We start from the raw sequence: 16,426 nt of genomic DNA on the forward strand, positions 1-16,426 counted from the left end.
GATAGGAATTGATTTCTATTAACACGGTGTATAAACACAGAATAAGCCCCAGGCAGGAGCTGTTTTTTATTTAGGATCCAAATCCAGTTTGTGTTACCTGACTCTCAACCCAGCCATCCTGCAACCGTGTTTTCAGCACATCACCTGCTTTTACTTGCCTGACTTGCCTCAGCAATTTTCCATCAGGAGCTTCGCTAATACTGTAACCACGACTCAACGTTGCTAGCGGGCTAACAGCCTCCAGGCGTGAACAGGAAACGGCAAATTTTTCCCGATAACGCCCCAACTGCCGTTCAATGGCCTGTTTTAAGCGAAAATCAAACTGCTGGATAGATTGGCAGTGACGCTGGATTTCGCGCTCAGGGTGGATTTGCAGCAATCGCTGATTCAACTTGTCATATGAAATTGAGTGCTGTTTTAGACAACGTAAAAAACTATCAATCAACTTTTGCCGTAATTCAGCTAAATAATGCTGCTGACGCGCCAATTGCAAATCAGGACATTGCTGCTGAAGGCGATGCTGCAATACATTAAATTCCTGTCGTTTTTGCGCGAAGAAATAATCCATCGCCATTTCCAGGCGTTGTTGTAGGGATTGGATTTGCCGTAATAATTCTGTTTGATTGCGGCTAACCAACTCTGCTGCCGCAGAAGGTGTCGGTGCACGTAAATCAGCAACAAAATCCGCAATGGTTACATCGGTTTCATGGCCAACAGCGCTAACAATGGGAATATGACTTTGGAATATTGCCCGTGCCACTTGTTCATCATTGAAGCACCACAGATCTTCCAAAGATCCTCCCCCACGCCCGACAATCAAAACATCACACTCTTGTCGCGCATTTGCCAGTTCGATTGCCCGAATAATCTGTAATGGTGCTTCAGCACCTTGAACAGCAGTAGGATAAATGACAATTGGCAAAGAAGGATCACGGCGTTTCAGGATATTTAGAATATCATGCAGTGCTGCGCCACTGATGGAAGTGATGACACCAAGTCGTTTGGCTGGAGAAGGCAATAGTTTCTTATAGGCTTGATCAAATAATCCTTCCACGGAGAGTTTTTGCTTCAACATTTCAAACTGTTGTTGTAGCAAACCATCTCCGGCAGGCTGGATACTTTCCACAATCAGTTGATAGTCACCCCTGGGCTCATACAAGGTGATTTGTGCCCGAACCAATACCTGCTGGCCATTTTGTGGACGAAACGTTGCTCTCAGATTGAGACTTCGAAACATGGCAGCACGAACTTGTGCACGTTCATCTTTTAATGTGAAGTACCAATGCCCTGATGATGGCTGAGAAAAATTGGACATTTCAGCGGACAACCAAATTCTGCCCATTTCCAGCTCAAGTAACTGACGAACAGTCTGATTCAAACGGCTAACAGAAAAAATTCCGGTATTAGTTGGTAGTGACATGTGAGCTAGATCAAATTTTAAAACAATGACTTAATTGATCAATATTAATCCCATCATATTACTAATCAAGAATTTTTTTCAAAAAATGCTGGAGGCAACCGATTTCGGCCTGTATAATGCCGCGGCAATATTTTATCCCTCTTATTGCTCCATAGCCTGGTGAGATATTGCCCATGTTACGAATTAAAAAAGAAGCATTAACTTTTGACGATGTATTGTTGGTTCCTGCCCACTCAACAGTCTTGCCTAACACAGCAGATCTGTCCACTCAATTAACTTCCACCATTCGCCTGAACGTACCTATGCTTTCCGCAGCTATGGATACTGTGACGGAATCTTCACTGGCAATCGCACTGGCACAGGAAGGGGGCATTGGCTTCATTCATAAAAATATGTCGATTGAACGCCAGGCTGAAGAAGTCAGCCGCGTGAAGAAACATGAAAGCGGTGTGGTGACTGATCCTGTTACTGTAACACCACAGACAACTCTGCGCGAAGTTCATGAACTGGCTGAACGCAACGGTTTTGCAGGTTATCCAGTAGTAACAGAAGAGAACGAATTAGTGGGCATTATTACTGGCCGCGATGTGCGTTTCGTGACTGATCTGAATCAGCCTGTGACGGCAGTGATGACCCCTAAAGAACGTTTGGTAACCGTAAAAGAAGGCGAAGCTCGTGAAGTGGTTTTGCATAAAATGCACGAAAAACGGGTAGAGAAAGCGCTGGTTGTTGATGATAACTTCCATCTGCTTGGCATGATTACAGTAAAAGACTTCCAGAAAGCGGAGCGTAAACCAAACGCATGTAAAGACGAACAAGGCCGTTTGCGTGTCGGAGCGGCAGTTGGCGCAGGTGCTGGCAACGAAGAGCGTGTTGATGCACTGGTTGCTGCGGGTGTCGATGTACTACTTATTGACTCTTCCCACGGCCATTCTGAAGGTGTGTTGCAGCGTATTCGTGAAACTCGCGCTAAGTATCCTGATCTGCAAATCATCGGCGGTAATGTAGCAACGGGTGAAGGCGCTAAGGCACTGGTAGAAGCGGGTGTAAATGCTGTTAAAGTGGGTATCGGTCCTGGTTCTATTTGTACGACTCGTATCGTTACTGGTGTTGGTGTACCACAAATCACTGCCATTGCAGACGCGGTTGAAGCGCTGGCAGGCAGCGGTATTCCTGTTATTGCAGATGGTGGGATCCGTTTCTCTGGTGACATCGCCAAAGCGATTGCGGCAGGTGCATCATGTGTGATGGTTGGTTCCATGCTGGCAGGAACAGAAGAATCACCGGGTGAAATCGAACTTTATCAAGGCCGTTCGTTCAAATCTTACCGCGGCATGGGTTCTTTGGGCGCAATGTCCAAAGGTTCCTCTGATCGTTACTTCCAGACTGATAATGCGGCTGACAAACTGGTTCCTGAAGGCATCGAAGGTCGTGTGGCTTACAAGGGTCTACTGAAAAATATCGTCCACCAGCAAATGGGCGGTTTGCGTTCCTGTATGGGGCTGACTGGTTGTGCAACTATTGATGAACTGAGAACTAAAGCAGAATTCGTTCGTATCAGTGGTGCGGGTATTCAGGAAAGCCACGTTCATGACGTGACAATCACCAAAGAATCGCCTAACTACCGCTTAGGTCTGTAATTTATTTAGAGTGGCCCACACTAGGGCCACTGATTTTTTTGTTTTTTAATTGCCACTTGTTTTTGGAACTCACCTCAAATGACAACTAATATCCATCAGCATCGCATTCTTATCCTTGATTTTGGCTCGCAATATACTCAGCTTATTGCTCGCCGCATCCGTGAAATCGGTGTTTATTGTGAACTTTGGACATGGAATGTCACTGAAGCACAAATCCGTGAATTTAATCCGAATGGTATTATCCTTTCTGGTGGACCAGAGAGCACGACTGAGCACAATAGCCCACGTGCGCCGGAGTATGTTTTCAATGCGGGCGTACCTGTGCTGGGTGTCTGCTATGGCATGCAAACCATGTCTATGCAATTGGGCGGCCAGGTTTCCAACTCTGATGAACGTGAATTTGGTTATGCACAGGTTGAAATCAAGAATAGTTGCGAACTATTCCGCGATATTCAAGATGCTCTGAGTGAAACCGGCAAACCGCTGCTGGATGTATGGATGAGTCATGGTGATAAAGTGACGGCGATCCCTGCTGGTTTCACAACCGTTGCCAGTACTGATACTTGCCCGTTTGCTATCATGGCCAACGAGGAAAAACGTTTTTATGGCGTGCAGTTCCACCCAGAAGTCACTCATACTCACCAAGGTATGAATATCCTGAAACGCTTTGTTCTGGATATTTGTCAATGTGAAGCGCTGTGGACTGCTGCCTCTATCATCGATGATATCGTAGAACGTCTGCGTACACAGATTGGTGATGACCATGTTATTCTGGCACTGTCTGGCGGCGTAGATTCTTCTGTTACTGCGCTGCTGTTGAACCGTGCAATTGGTAAACGTCTGACTTGTGTTTTCGTGGATAATGGCTTGCTGCGTTTGAACGAAGCGGATCAGGTGATGGAGATGTTTGCAGGTAAATTTGACCTGAACATCGTTCATGTTAAAGCGGAAGACCGCTTCCTGTCTGCACTGGCAGGAATTGATGAGCCAGAAGCTAAACGCAAGACCATTGGTCACGTATTTATTGACGTGTTTGATGAAGAAGCATCGAAACAAACTCAGGTTAAGTGGTTAGCACAGGGCACGATTTATCCAGATGTTATCGAGTCAGCAGCATCTGCAACGGGTAACGCCCATGTTATTAAATCTCACCACAATGTCGGTGGCTTACCAGAAGATATGAAACTGGGTCTGGTTGAACCGCTGAAAGAGTTGTTCAAAGACGAAGTACGCCGTATCGGTCTGGAGTTGGGTCTGCCACATGACATGCTATACCGCCACCCATTCCCAGGTCCGGGCCTTGGCGTTCGCGTATTGGGAGAAGTGAAGAAAGAATATTGTGATTTACTGCGTCGTGCCGATGCCATCTTTATTGAAGAACTGCACAAAGCAGATTTGTACCATAAAGTCAGCCAGGCATTTACCGTGTTCCTGCCAGTGCGTTCTGTTGGTGTTATGGGTGATGGCCGTAAATATGACTGGGTTGTGTCCCTGCGTGCGGTAGAAACTATCGACTTTATGACCGCTCATTGGGCACATCTGCCATATGATTTTTTGGGTCGTGTATCGAACAGGATCATTAATGAAGTCGATGGTATTTCGCGGGTAGTCTATGACATCAGTGGTAAGCCACCAGCGACGATTGAGTGGGAATGATTTACGATAAATCGATAACAAAATTTAAGCACCCATAAATCTAAAACCATCAGTAAGTTACTGATGGTTTTTTCGTTTTCCACTCAGTGAAAGGGTTATCATGAGCCGTTTTATGATTGAATTTGGTGATCGTCTAAACGGTCACATTTAAAGTGAAATGTGATTACACAAATTGTAAATAGGGTCTGTGATCTTTTAAAGAATATTAATGACGTTTAGTTTTCCAATGCCAACTTCACAGCTTTTTCAGCATGTATAGCAGTTGTGTCATACAGTGGAATATTTGTATCAAATTGACTCACAAGCAAACCAATTTCAGTGCATCCCAAAATAACAGCTTCAGCACCTTTAGAATAAAGATCCTGGATGATATTCAAATAACGCTGTCGTGAATTTGGTAAGATTTCACCAACACATAATTCATCATAAATCACACGATGAACTAAATTTCTCTGTTTTTCGTCTGGCACAATGACTTCAATACCAAATTTATTAACTAATCTTGACTTATAGAAGTCTTCTTCCATTGTGAAACGAGTTCCCAACAAACCTACTTTCTTGATGCCATCATCAATCAATACTTCTGCTGTTGCATCCGCTATATGAAGTATAGGAATAGAAATGGATTTTTCTATATCATCAGCAACCTTATGCATTGTATTGGTACATATTACCAAAAAGTCAGCTCCACCAGCTTCAACAGATTTCGCCGCATCTCTCAGCAAATTCGCTGCTTCATCCCAACGAGAAGAACTTTGTAATTTTTCAACTTCATCAAAATCCACACTGAATAAACATATTTTAGCAGAATGAAGACCTTTTAGTGCCTCCTTAACTCCTCGGTTAACTGCTTGATAATAGCTAACTGTCGATTCCCAACTCATTCCACCTAACATGCCTATTATTTTCATTTATTTTCCTCAATGTTATCAAGTAATCTTGCAACAAATTGTAATTAATCTTATTAAAATAGAAACAATACAATAACATTATTATTGAGGATTGTTACTGAAAAAAACATGTATTACATAGAGATTAACTCAATGGTAATGCCTCCAATTTATTGATAATATTTAATTTTTAGATAATGCCCGATGACTCTATCATGCAGTTCGATGGATTTTGAAAAAGATAAAGTTTTGCGAGTCAGTCTTGCTAAATGTTGGCGGAGATTCAGGTTATGCCTATCTATACACGATTCAATAAATTGATCTCATGACCGGAGAGTATTCCTCTAATCAAGAGGACCTATTACAATGTAATATAATGAAATTAAATATAATTATATTCATCACGGACAAAAAATTAACCTAAATTAAACAAATTGACAACAGATTATTTGATGACATTGACAACAGTTCATTAGAGGCTTAGTTTGGATTACGAGGAAAATGTTTTTTATTTTCTATATTAAAATTATTTCATTTATATAATTTTCAATCAATCAGCCAGTATAGAAGAATTCGACTTTAAGAGGTATATATGAACAGAGAAGCTGATATTCAAGATGTACAAAATCAAGCTATTAAAGATATTGAATCTATAGAATTAATTGAAGTACTAGAACAAATTGAAGAAGCCGGTTTGGCCTGTTTAAGCTGCTCTTAATATAATTAATAGAGGGTAATAATTATGTTACCCTCTGTTTTTACATTCAAATTAATTTAATTCATGCGTTATTATATTCAATAATTGATGGAGTGATTTACCTTTATGAAAAGTATAGATTTAGAAGAGTCATTAAAAAACAATTCATTAAACTTAACTGATTTTCTTATTTTTCGTCATATCAGAGAAGGTAGAGGTAAAAATATAGCTATTCATATGATGGAAAAAATTTCACTTACCAAGAACTATCAGAAAAAATTTCAAAAACATCAAACTATTTTAAGTCAATAGGTGTAAAAAATAAAACCAGAGTTATATTAGCCATTCCTGATACCCCTGCATTCGTAATAAGTTTCTTTGCAGTTATAGCATGTGGTGCTATGGCTATATTAAGTAATCCTCTTAGCGAATCGACAGAAATAAATTACATAATAAAAAAAATAAATGCTGATATATTAATTATTGATCATGAAATAGAGAAAAAAAGAGGATTACTTTCCGGGATAACCAATAACATTGAAACTATTTTTATCGGAGATTTCCATTTAAATCCATCTGATTTAGAAATAGCAATAGAAAACAAATCAAGTGATTTATTGATCAGCCATACAAGTGCTGATAGCTATGCTTATGCTTTACTCAGTTCGGGCACAACAGGAAAAAATAAAGTAATACCCAGGCGTCATCGGGATATTTTGCATTGTGCTTATGCTTTTTCTGAAAATGTTTTACATATGAATTCAGCAGATAAGGTGCTAGCCGTCCCTAAGCTAACTTTTGGTTATGCATTAGGTGGGGCATTATTATTTAGCTTCATATATGGTGCATCATGCATCATTTTTAGAGAAAAAACAACCTATAATAGAATCATAAAGTTAAGTAAAGATTTAAAACCAACAATATTTCTTGGAACACCAAGAATGGTCTCTGAATTACTTAATAATAATAGAGGGAGTGAATTAAAATCTTTGCGTATATCAACTTCTGCTGGGGAGGTTTTATCATCTATTCTATTAGAAAAATGGAATAAGGAGATAGGAATCCCACTTTTAGATGGTTTTGGCTCTACAGAAGTGGGACATATTTTTCTATCTAACACTCTAGAAAATATAAAACCACAGACAGTAGGTAAATGCCTAAGTGGTTTTCAAATTAAAATAATTGATAATAAAGGAAATGAAGTTAATGAAGGAAAAGTTGGGCGACTTTGTATTCGTGGTCCAAGTGTTGCTTGTGAGTATTTAAATGATGTAAAGAGAAGCAAGCAATCTTTTAATGATGGTTGGCATATTAGCAATGACATGTTTAGCATTTCTAATGATTATGTTACATATTTCGGTCGTTCAGATGATATGATTAAAAAAGGTTGTGGCGAATGGGTGTCTCCTTATGAAATAGAAAATGAAATATTAAAAAATGATGAAGTTTTAGAGTGCGCAGTCATTGGAGAAACAAATGAAAATAATGTGATTATATTAAAAGCATGCGTTGTATGTAAAGAAGGAACAGTAATATCCCCTTCCTTAGAGGAAAGAATTTTTAATTCAGTAAAGAATAGATGGATTAATTTTACATATAAGCATTTAGAGGAAATTGAGTTTATGGATGCTCTACCGAGGAACAGCTCAGGGAAATTACAACGTAATATTTTGGGAAGTAAAACACTAACTGAATTTTCTTATGATTGTTAAAAAATCATTTAATTATTAATTAGTATTGTAAGAATAATAAGGAAAGTAATTTTTTATAATTTATCCTCATAAAATCATAAATAAATTTTATAAAATTTAATTAACAAGATTCAGTCATATAACCTTCAGTTATAAAAATATATTTTCAGGGGGGATTATGAATATAATTGATTTTGCAAAAAGAATAAACTACGAAATTACATCAGCACAAAGTATGTTTGATATGATAAATAATATCAGAAATATTATGTCTGTAGCAATTACAGACGAACTTTTTTTGAATGATTGTATCAATGAACTCATTGAAAATATTAAAAACACCATAAATATTAACGAAATCAAGCCACTTTATGTTGATCATAATAATAAATGGAGGATGAATATTTTTTTATGGAATCCTAAGAGTGAAAACCAACCACATCAGCATAACACATGGAGCGTAAGTGGAGTTATGCACAACAAAATAAAAATAAAAATTTATAAAAAAACAAATGAAGAACTATCTGTTATTGATGAACTAATTGCGATTGAAGGAAAAACAGGTTATTTAATACCACCATGTATCCATGCATTGGGTAATCCCGATTTATCCGAATATAGTATCACTCTACACGTTTTTTGTGATTCAGAACTGAGAAAAGATAAAAATGGCGATACTATATGGTTAGGGAAAAATGATCCACGTGACAATATTGATCATTCTATTGTAGTATTGAGGAATTTGACTTCATGTTTACTACTCACTGATAAATTAAGCCCGAATTTCAAATTTAATATATTGGAAAAAATATTTCCCCTCGGAACTCCATCAATTAAATTACAATCATATAAAAAAATGATCCGCCTTGATATAAGTAAAGCTGAAAAATATTCATCTCAGTTGGAATCTGTTCTTTCTGGTGATATTTTAATTAGAGTCAAGGAAATCAATGCCAAATTACATGGGAGGAGAATGTGATAAAAATAAAAGAAAACGAATCAATGATTCAATATTTGATTGGTTACTTGGTTACCAATACGTATTCATTAGATCATTATATACACACCCAAGAATTTGACGACCCTAATTTAGATATACCTAAAGAAATTAAAGATATTATTAACGGCGTAATTATAAATCAAACAAAGAGAATTAGAATATTAAGTGAAATTTTAGATAAAAGATTATATAAACATGTACTTTTGTTCTTTTCTTTATCTGCAACAGCTATTAGTGAAAATATATTGCATGTAGAATGGGATGATTTTCGCAGTACTTTATCTAATCTTAGGTGGAATGATGCTAATCTATGTGCACTAGATTTTATGAAACATGTAATAAATAAAGGTTCATTTCTTTCTTATAAGAATGGTTTTTTCATATGTCAAATTATTAGTTATGAAATTAGTATCCTTGAGGTATTAAATAACGCAAAGAAAATCAGTTATAATTCATTATCAATGTCAGATTCTAAAAGTGATTATAATTACCCTGTGGTAATGGTAAAGCCAGTTTATAACACTTATGATTTTGATATAGTCACAATGATAAAAAAACTAAGAAAAAATGACAATGTAGAAATAGAATTATCAGATAAAGAGCTTTTAAAAAATGAAAAAAATAACATTTTAACTTATATATCTTGGCATGACCAGAAAGTTAGAACTATAAAGGTAAACACACTATTGATGAAGTTAATCAACGAATTCTATTCTCTATCAACCTATAAAAAAATTTGTGATAAAATATTGTTATCAGAGTTGTCTGATAACAATATTTTGAAAATAGATTCAATATTTATTAAACTAGAATCATTAGGCGTGATTAGATGGTTCTCTAAGAGTAAATTAAAAAATATAAAAAGGAGTTAATATGTTAGACAATCTTCCATATGGTGTTGGAATTAATTACCGCCCTGAAATAGGTGACAGCTTGTTAAAAAATATTGACTATTTTGACTTTATAGAAATTATCACTGACCTATTTTTTTTATCTAAAGATATTCCTTTATCTTTGCAAAAAATTTTAACCAAAAGATATTGTGTACTACATGGATTAAAATTATCTATAGGTGCTGATGAAGGTATAGATTTAAATTATTTAAAATTAACAGCCAATATCATCAATAAATTATCCCCATTATGGTTCAGCGATCACTTGGCATATACAAAAATAAATGCATTTGATATAGGTCAACTGATGCCTATTAGAAGAAATTCATATAATAAGGAAAGAGTAATATCAAAAATAAAAGAAATTTGTTCATCTAGTAATATACCATTTTTAATAGAGAATATTTCATACTACTTTGACTTTCCTGATAATGAATATAGTGAGTGTGAATTTATATATGATATTATTAAGAAAAGTGGATGTGGGTTACTGCTTGATGTAAATAACCTTTATATTAATTCTAAAAATCATGGTTATGATCCTTATGATTTTCTAGAAAAAATAGATTTAAATTCAATCGTAGAAATTCATATAGCTGGAGGATATGCGCATGATGAATTATTAATAGATAGTCATGGTCATAAAATAGGAAAACCAGTATGGGAATTACTTGAGTACCTATGTTCTAGAATCACACCTCATGGTATTGTTTTAGAAAGAGATGCTAATTTCGATATTGATGATATTTTAGAGAGTTTACACCGTGCTAGAGAAATACTGTTTACTTCTCCTGCATATTGTCGTCTCACCTGCCCACGGAAGTTTGACTCTAAATTAGAATAGTTTTTAAAAAAATCCATATACTGGATAAAGTTAATGTAATCTAAATTAATTTGATATACAAAATTATATTTTTTATATCAATCTGTATTTTTGCTTTTTTTGACTAAGTTAAGAATTTTAAATAAAGTGATAATCTATTGAAATTAAATAGGTAATTAACATGAAATTAGCAATCAATGGCGGTAAAGCTATTCGTCTCGCGAACTTTCCTAAATGGCCTTATTTTAATGAAAGTGAAGAGCAAGCATTATTGAGGAGTTTACATCAAGGGCATTGGTGGAGAAATCAAGGGGAAGAAAATAATTTTTTTGAACAAGAATTCGGTCAATATCATAACGGTTATGCTGTCACTGTCACTAGTGGAACGGTAGCATTAGAATTGGCATTATTAGCTTCTGGTATAAAACCTGGAGATGAAGTTATAGTTCCGGCTTTTACATTTATTTCGACTAGTATGGCAGTTCAACGAGTTGGTGCAATACCAATAGCTATAGATGTTTTAAAAAGTACTTATTGTATTGATCCTAATCTAATTGAAAAAAATATAACTCCCCGAACAAAAGCAATCATACCGGTCCATATTGCTGGTCACTTATGTGATATGAACAATATAATAAAAATAGCTAATAAACATGACATTATTATTATTCAAGATGCCGCTCATGCACATGGAGCCTGTGGAGAAGAAGGGAAAAAGATAGGTGATTGGGGAACACTGGCATGCTTTAGTTTCCATAATCTTAAACTGATGACAGCAGGGGAAGGCGGTGTCGTTTTGTGCCCTACGAAAGAATTACGTGATCTTGTTTTTCTTTATAGTAATTGTGGACGTCATACAAAAGACAAAGAATATCAACATACTATAATCGCAACAAATGCTAGACTAAGTGAATTCTCTGCAGCAATTTTGCGTACTCAACTAAAAAGACTAAAAGAACAAACTCAGATTAGAGAGCGTAACGCGGCAAGTTTAGAGGAATTGTTAAAAACATTACCAGAAGTTACTCTTCAAGAGTACGATACTAAAATCGTAACATCTCATCCACACTATATGTTTATGTTTACACTCGATCAAAGGATTGCATATATTGATCGTAATTACTTTGTAGCTTGCCTATTCGCTGAGGGAATTCCAGCATTCCGTGCTTATAAATCAATCTACCATGTTGATAATTATTGGCTATATCCTTGCACAACACGACATAAGCAAAAATTTATAGACTCGTGTCCAGTTGCTGAATATATCGCAAATAGAGGAGTTTGGATACATCACCGAGCTTTATTAGGGAATCATGATGATACACTAGATATTTACAGAGCGATAAAAAAAGTGATTTCGGCATTAAAAAATTAATGAAATATTCTGTTTTTTAACTATAAATAATTCATTAATAAGAAAGCATAATAAAATAAATGAGTTATTCTTATAGGAAATAATTCAAGGGCGGTAGCTTTGCTAAACGGAAGGTAAATAATTTTAGTGTCTTTTTATGCGCAATTGCATTACAAATAATTATACTTTATATCTATAATTTAATGTTTTTTGATGCAATTAATAATTAAAAAACATTCATTACTAAACAATCAAAATCTATGTAGCCAGATAATGAGACTAACTATAATTATATATTATAGTTAAATGTATTTACTTAAAGTGAAAATAGGTGTTATAGTGATTAAATTATCCAACATATGTAAAGAATATTCAGAAAGATTTATAATTAAGGATGCTTGCTTTACTTTTCCTAATAATGGTATCTATTGCCTAGAAGGTGAAAATGGTTCAGGTAAATCGACATTGTTAGGAATTATAGCTGGCGCCATTAAACCTGATTATGGAGATGTATTTTTAAGTGAAGGATACGGTTGTAGACAAAAATTTATAGCTTATGCTCCTGATAGCCCCTGTATATATGAATTCATTACTGGAAAAGAATTTCTAGATCTTATTTGTTCTATAAGAAAGATAGAAATAGAAAAACAACTTGATTTAATCGATGGTTTTAATTTACATAATTATATGCATATTCATTTTCGTGATATGTCTCTTGGAACTGCAAAAAAATTCATGTTAATTTCTGCAATCATAGCTGATGTAAAAATACTTATTTTTGATGAACCAACTAATGGTCTTGATAATGATTCACTTTCATATTTCCTCGAGAATATAAAAAAATTCAGCCTGTCTGGATTAGTTATAATGACATGCCATAATTTTGAGGTTAAAAAATATCTAAACCCCCATATTATTAACATAAATATATTTAAGGGTAATTAAATGAATTACTTTTCATTTATTGAAAAACAAAGTGTTTTTGAAACACCATTTATTACTTCATTGCAGAATGATAATAAAGAAAATGTAATTGTGTCTTGGATTGCTAGTGATGGTAATAACGCATACCATTATTGGTATAAAGTTTTGGAAGAGGAAATTATTTTTTTGCATCTAGAAGAAAGTATTTATCAAAATATAATTTCCTTTTCGAAAGAAAATTATGCCTTAAGTACAAATAATAACGTTAAGGTTTTTTCTCTCGAAAATAATAAAATGTGTGGATTAATTAATTTAAAAAACATAAAATCAATAAAATTTGATTACAAAAATACATTATGGTTATTATCTGGAGAAACGTTGTTTAAAACCTTACCAAATTCTTTTGGTAAATATTATGCTTTTCAAAAAAATATTAAGTCCTTTATTTTAGAAGAAAAAAATAACTATTTACTATCTGTGGATGATAAAAATGATTTTACTTTGATAGTGAATGATGGGAAAGAAATTTTCAAATATAAAATAGGGAAAATAAAGTGTAATTCTAGAACCCATTTTAATATAGTTCCTACTGAATCATATATATACATATATATACAACCAAAAGATCTAGTTAGTAAAATCAACAACCATCTTATTGTTTTAAATAAACATGACCTTAATTCAATCAAAAATATAAATGTTGAGGCAGTATCTCATTTAAGTATAAAAAATATTAATTTATCAAGATGGAAAAATAATGATGTTTTATTTATCTGCGAGAAAAATAATAATGTTTATTTATGCCATTATAACTCTGTAAATGAACGTATAACTCCTGTATCTCTACCACAGCATGTAGTTATTAACTTTGTTTCATCGAATTGTTGCTCTTCAATATATTATATTGCAATTGAATATGTCTCAAATAAACCAATCAGAAAAATTTTTGAAGTAACCAATCATGGTAATAAATTCACCACAAGAATGATTTTTGAGGATGTAGGATACAAATTATCCATTCTAAAAAACGGTGATTGTATTTTTTATGGATTACTAAAAAATAAACTATCAATATTAAAGTACAGCCGTATTAGTAGGAATGTAAAAATATTCTATCAAAATAAAACAGAATATCCATCTATCCCTATACTCAATTGGTTATCTGTAAAAAAAGATATCTTTAATCTAAATTACAAAAAAGAAAATATTATTGTTGTTTATTACCCAGGAGCCCATAAGTTGGCAATGAGTGGCATGCAGCCAAATATGTTTCAAGAATGTATTTGTCGTCTCCTTACCAAGGATAAATCAAAAAGCTATCAAGGTATAATAATTAACCTCCCTAGTTCTTTTAACTCTGTAAATAATTTTGAACTCAATAAAGAAATTAATGAAGATAATTATCTTAGTGGTGTGATTACAGAGTTAAATGAAATTGGTTTCAATAAAATTGTACTTTGCTCTGGTAGTTTAGGTGGTTTATCTATACTCAATTTTTTGCGTAATACTAATTCATCCATTCCAGCTATTCTTATTAACCCAGTTTATGATTATAATATTTTAAAAAAATCTTTAATAAAAAATAAAACCAGAATAAGTGAATTATTTTCAAAGATAGACACCGATATATTGATAATCCATTCAAAAGAAGATGAGGTTACTCCTTGGGAACATTCAAAATCTTTCACAGATGCAAGTGTTAAACGTAAATTATATACATTAGAGAATGATGATCACATATTTAAACGAAGTTACAATTGGGAGTGCTGTAATATCGAGATAGAAAAATTTATTATGCATCTTAGATTTTATTAATAAATTAAATTTTTATTCATTAATCACTTATCTAAGTATAAGGAAGATTATTTTTAATGCCTTTTTAATTAACAAAAAATATGAAGCAACCGTAACACCTATTCTGTGAATATGCGATCCGCACTTAAACATGTCGCAAACGCAGACCTTATTACACTACTGGAAAGAGCTACAACAAAATGACCTTTGATAAACATTATACTGCCGTCATTACTGGCGCTTGCGGGGGTATTGGTGAGGCCGTAGCCCGTTTGCTAGCGAAAGAAGGCATTTCATTGGCGCTGTTGGATAACAAGTCACAAGCACTAGAATCTCTGGTTGCCGAGCTAAAAGGCGAACATACACAGCCAATTATGGGTTTTACCGTTGATGTAACTGATGCTCAATGTGTTGAAAAAGTATTCGCCACACTGAGTCGTCAGTTGGATCCGGTGGGCTATCTGGTCAATGGTGCGGGCGTATTATGTCACTCTTCTGTTGCTGAGACGTCCCTTCAGGATTGGGAAAAAACTTTTGCGGTCAATTCTACTGGCGTATTTAACATTAGCCGCCATGCGGCAAACCTGATGATGAAGCAGCGGAAAGGCAGCATTGTGACCATCGCGTCTAACGCAGCGCGTGTGCCTCGAGCCACTATGGCGGCGTACTGCGCATCAAAAGCAGCAGCACAGGCATTTACCTATGCATTAGGGTTGGAGGTTGCACCGTATAGTATCCGCTGCAATGTAGTTGCCCCCGGATCTACCGACACACCTATGCTGCAGGGTATGTGGCAGAACGAACGTGACCGCCAAAATACTCTCAATGGCAACCCACAACAATTCCGTATTGGTATTCCACTCAACAAGATCGCAACGACGAAAGAGATCGCCTCGGCAGTCTGTTTCTACCTTTGCGAAGAGTCAGGACAAACCACGCTTTCAACTTTACTGGTCGATGGCGGTGCCGCCCTCGGAAGTTGTTAATTCTGAAAAGGAAAGCCGAATGGAAAAAATATTGCCCTATCCATTACCGATAGAACACCAATTACCGATACCCATTGCAAACTGGCAGGCTGATCGCACCCGTATAGCATTACTCATCCACGATATGCAGCACTATTTTCTCAATTTTTTTACGGCGAATACATCACCTGTAGTACAGGTTATTAATAATGCGCTCCATTTGCTGAACGTTGCCAGACACCTGCAAATCCCCGTGTTTTATTCTGCTCAGCCGGGAGACATGACTCCCCAACAGAGAGGATTGCTGCAAAGTCTATGGGGGCCGGGTATGCAGGCCAGCCACGAACACAAATGTATTATCCCGCAACTGTCTCCTCAAGAAGGTGAACAGGTATTAACCAAGTGGCGTTACAGCGCGTTTTTCAATTCCCCACTGCTGCCTACACTGCACAGCCTTAAACGAGATCAGCTAATCATATGCGGTGTTTATGCTCACATCGGCTGCTTGTGCACAGCACAGGAAGCCTACTCCAATGATATTGAAACTTTTTTCGTAGCCGATGCTGTTGCTGATTTTTCCGCAGAAAAACATCGCTTGGCGCTAGAGCTGGCAGCAGAAACTTGTTCCGTAGTGTTATCCACTCAACAGCTCATCAATATTTTGGAATAACGTCCTGTA

15 protein-coding genes and 1 pseudogene are annotated in these 16,426 nt (G+C 35.5%); 13 read left to right on the forward strand and 3 right to left on the reverse strand.

Features of this window, described 5'->3' with window-relative positions; translation table 11 throughout:
* Positions 1-70: 70 nt before the first annotated feature.
* On the reverse strand, positions 71-1,420 hold the full coding sequence (xseA, locus tag Xentx_RS15370; protein WP_074021254.1) for an exodeoxyribonuclease VII large subunit: 1,350 nt from the start codon (positions 1,418-1,420) through the stop codon (positions 71-73).
* A gap of 173 nt (positions 1,421-1,593) precedes the next feature.
* Here xseA and guaB point away from each other — a divergent pair, with 173 nt between their 5' ends.
* Positions 1,594-3,060, forward strand: a complete 1,467-nt coding sequence (gene guaB, locus Xentx_RS15375) for an IMP dehydrogenase (RefSeq protein WP_074021256.1) — start codon at positions 1,594-1,596, stop codon at positions 3,058-3,060.
* A 78-nt stretch (positions 3,061-3,138) separates the two neighbouring features.
* Positions 3,139-4,716, forward strand: coding sequence for a glutamine-hydrolyzing GMP synthase (gene guaA, locus Xentx_RS15380; protein WP_074021259.1), 1,578 nt, complete (start codon positions 3,139-3,141; stop codon positions 4,714-4,716).
* A 215-nt stretch (positions 4,717-4,931) separates the two neighbouring features.
* On the opposite strand, the gene Xentx_RS15385 is transcribed toward guaA, so the two are convergent.
* Positions 4,932-5,627 (reverse strand): aspartate/glutamate racemase family protein, encoded by a 696-nt coding sequence (locus tag Xentx_RS15385; protein ID WP_074021262.1) that lies wholly within the window; start codon positions 5,625-5,627, stop codon positions 4,932-4,934.
* Between the two features lie 149 nt (positions 5,628-5,776).
* Positions 5,777-5,908: pseudogene (locus Xentx_RS15390) on the reverse strand (IS1 family transposase); the annotation flags it as partial.
* 290 nt (positions 5,909-6,198) lie between these two features.
* On the opposite strand from Xentx_RS15390, the gene Xentx_RS19850 reads away from it, so the two are divergent.
* The 11 genes from Xentx_RS19850 to Xentx_RS15440 all read left to right on the forward strand — a co-directional run bounded on the left by Xentx_RS19850 (position 6,199) and on the right by Xentx_RS15440 (position 16,417).
* Positions 6,199-6,324, forward strand: a complete 126-nt coding sequence (locus Xentx_RS19850; protein ID WP_279625113.1) for a hypothetical protein — start codon at positions 6,199-6,201, stop codon at positions 6,322-6,324.
* Positions 6,325-6,429: 105 nt separating this feature from the next.
* Positions 6,430-6,615 (forward strand): hypothetical protein, encoded by a 186-nt coding sequence (locus tag Xentx_RS15395; RefSeq protein ID WP_074021263.1) that lies wholly within the window; start codon positions 6,430-6,432, stop codon positions 6,613-6,615.
* The gene (locus tag Xentx_RS15400) at positions 6,582-8,015 is read left to right on the forward strand and encodes an AMP-binding protein (protein ID WP_244149881.1); all 1,434 of its coding nucleotides are present in this window, start codon (positions 6,582-6,584) and stop codon (positions 8,013-8,015) included. Before Xentx_RS15395 ends, Xentx_RS15400 begins: the two co-directional genes overlap by 34 nt.
* A 157-nt stretch (positions 8,016-8,172) precedes the next feature.
* Positions 8,173-8,973 carry a cupin domain-containing protein gene (locus Xentx_RS15405; protein WP_074021266.1) on the forward strand — a complete coding sequence of 267 codons (801 nt, stop codon included), beginning with the start codon at positions 8,173-8,175 and terminating at the stop codon, positions 8,971-8,973.
* Positions 8,970-9,866, forward strand: a complete 897-nt coding sequence (locus Xentx_RS15410; RefSeq protein ID WP_074021268.1) for a hypothetical protein — start codon at positions 8,970-8,972, stop codon at positions 9,864-9,866. The genes Xentx_RS15405 and Xentx_RS15410 overlap by 4 nt, the downstream gene beginning before the upstream one ends.
* A 1-nt stretch (position 9,867) precedes the next feature.
* Complete coding sequence (locus Xentx_RS15415) at positions 9,868-10,731, forward strand: MbnB/TglH/ChrH family RiPP precursor modification enzyme (protein ID WP_074021269.1); 864 nt, start codon at positions 9,868-9,870, stop codon at positions 10,729-10,731.
* Positions 10,732-10,891: 160 nt separating this feature from the next.
* Positions 10,892-12,085 carry a DegT/DnrJ/EryC1/StrS family aminotransferase gene (locus tag Xentx_RS15420; protein ID WP_074021271.1) on the forward strand — a complete coding sequence of 398 codons (1,194 nt, stop codon included), beginning with the start codon at positions 10,892-10,894 and terminating at the stop codon, positions 12,083-12,085.
* Between the two features lie 318 nt (positions 12,086-12,403).
* Complete coding sequence (locus tag Xentx_RS15425) at positions 12,404-13,009, forward strand: ATP-binding cassette domain-containing protein (RefSeq protein WP_167366766.1); 606 nt, start codon at positions 12,404-12,406, stop codon at positions 13,007-13,009.
* The gene (locus tag Xentx_RS15430) at positions 13,010-14,803 is read left to right on the forward strand and encodes an alpha/beta fold hydrolase (RefSeq protein ID WP_074021274.1); all 1,794 of its coding nucleotides are present in this window, start codon (positions 13,010-13,012) and stop codon (positions 14,801-14,803) included.
* A 179-nt stretch (positions 14,804-14,982) separates the two neighbouring features.
* Positions 14,983-15,768 carry a 2,3-dihydro-2,3-dihydroxybenzoate dehydrogenase gene (locus Xentx_RS15435; protein ID WP_074021275.1) on the forward strand — a complete coding sequence of 262 codons (786 nt, stop codon included), beginning with the start codon at positions 14,983-14,985 and terminating at the stop codon, positions 15,766-15,768.
* A gap of 19 nt (positions 15,769-15,787) precedes the next feature.
* Positions 15,788-16,417 carry an isochorismatase family protein gene (locus Xentx_RS15440; protein ID WP_074021277.1) on the forward strand — a complete coding sequence of 210 codons (630 nt, stop codon included), beginning with the start codon at positions 15,788-15,790 and terminating at the stop codon, positions 16,415-16,417.
* Positions 16,418-16,426: the final 9 nt, after the last annotated feature.

Source organism: Xenorhabdus thuongxuanensis (genome assembly GCF_001908095.1).
Lineage (GTDB): Bacteria > Pseudomonadota > Gammaproteobacteria > Enterobacterales > Enterobacteriaceae > Xenorhabdus > Xenorhabdus thuongxuanensis.

What these genes read in the sequence shown, in the direction of transcription:
- xseA (WP_074021254.1), bottom strand. Translation starts at nt 1,420, where the DNA reads ATGTCACTACCAACTAATACCGGAATTTTTTCTGTTAGCCGTTTGAAT.
- guaB (WP_074021256.1), top strand. Translation starts at nt 1,594, where the DNA reads ATGTTACGAATTAAAAAAGAAGCATTAACTTTTGACGATGTATTGTTG.
- guaA (WP_074021259.1), top strand. Translation starts at nt 3,139, where the DNA reads ATGACAACTAATATCCATCAGCATCGCATTCTTATCCTTGATTTTGGC.
- Xentx_RS15385 (WP_074021262.1), bottom strand. Translation starts at nt 5,627, where the DNA reads ATGAAAATAATAGGCATGTTAGGTGGAATGAGTTGGGAATCGACAGTT.
- Xentx_RS19850 (WP_279625113.1), top strand. Translation starts at nt 6,199, where the DNA reads ATGAACAGAGAAGCTGATATTCAAGATGTACAAAATCAAGCTATTAAA.
- Xentx_RS15395 (WP_074021263.1), top strand. Translation starts at nt 6,430, where the DNA reads ATGAAAAGTATAGATTTAGAAGAGTCATTAAAAAACAATTCATTAAAC.
- Xentx_RS15405 (WP_074021266.1), top strand. Translation starts at nt 8,173, where the DNA reads ATGAATATAATTGATTTTGCAAAAAGAATAAACTACGAAATTACATCA.
- Xentx_RS15415 (WP_074021269.1), top strand. Translation starts at nt 9,868, where the DNA reads ATGTTAGACAATCTTCCATATGGTGTTGGAATTAATTACCGCCCTGAA.
- Xentx_RS15420 (WP_074021271.1), top strand. Translation starts at nt 10,892, where the DNA reads ATGAAATTAGCAATCAATGGCGGTAAAGCTATTCGTCTCGCGAACTTT.
- Xentx_RS15430 (WP_074021274.1), top strand. Translation starts at nt 13,010, where the DNA reads ATGAATTACTTTTCATTTATTGAAAAACAAAGTGTTTTTGAAACACCA.
- Xentx_RS15435 (WP_074021275.1), top strand. Translation starts at nt 14,983, where the DNA reads ATGACCTTTGATAAACATTATACTGCCGTCATTACTGGCGCTTGCGGG.
- Xentx_RS15440 (WP_074021277.1), top strand. Translation starts at nt 15,788, where the DNA reads ATGGAAAAAATATTGCCCTATCCATTACCGATAGAACACCAATTACCG.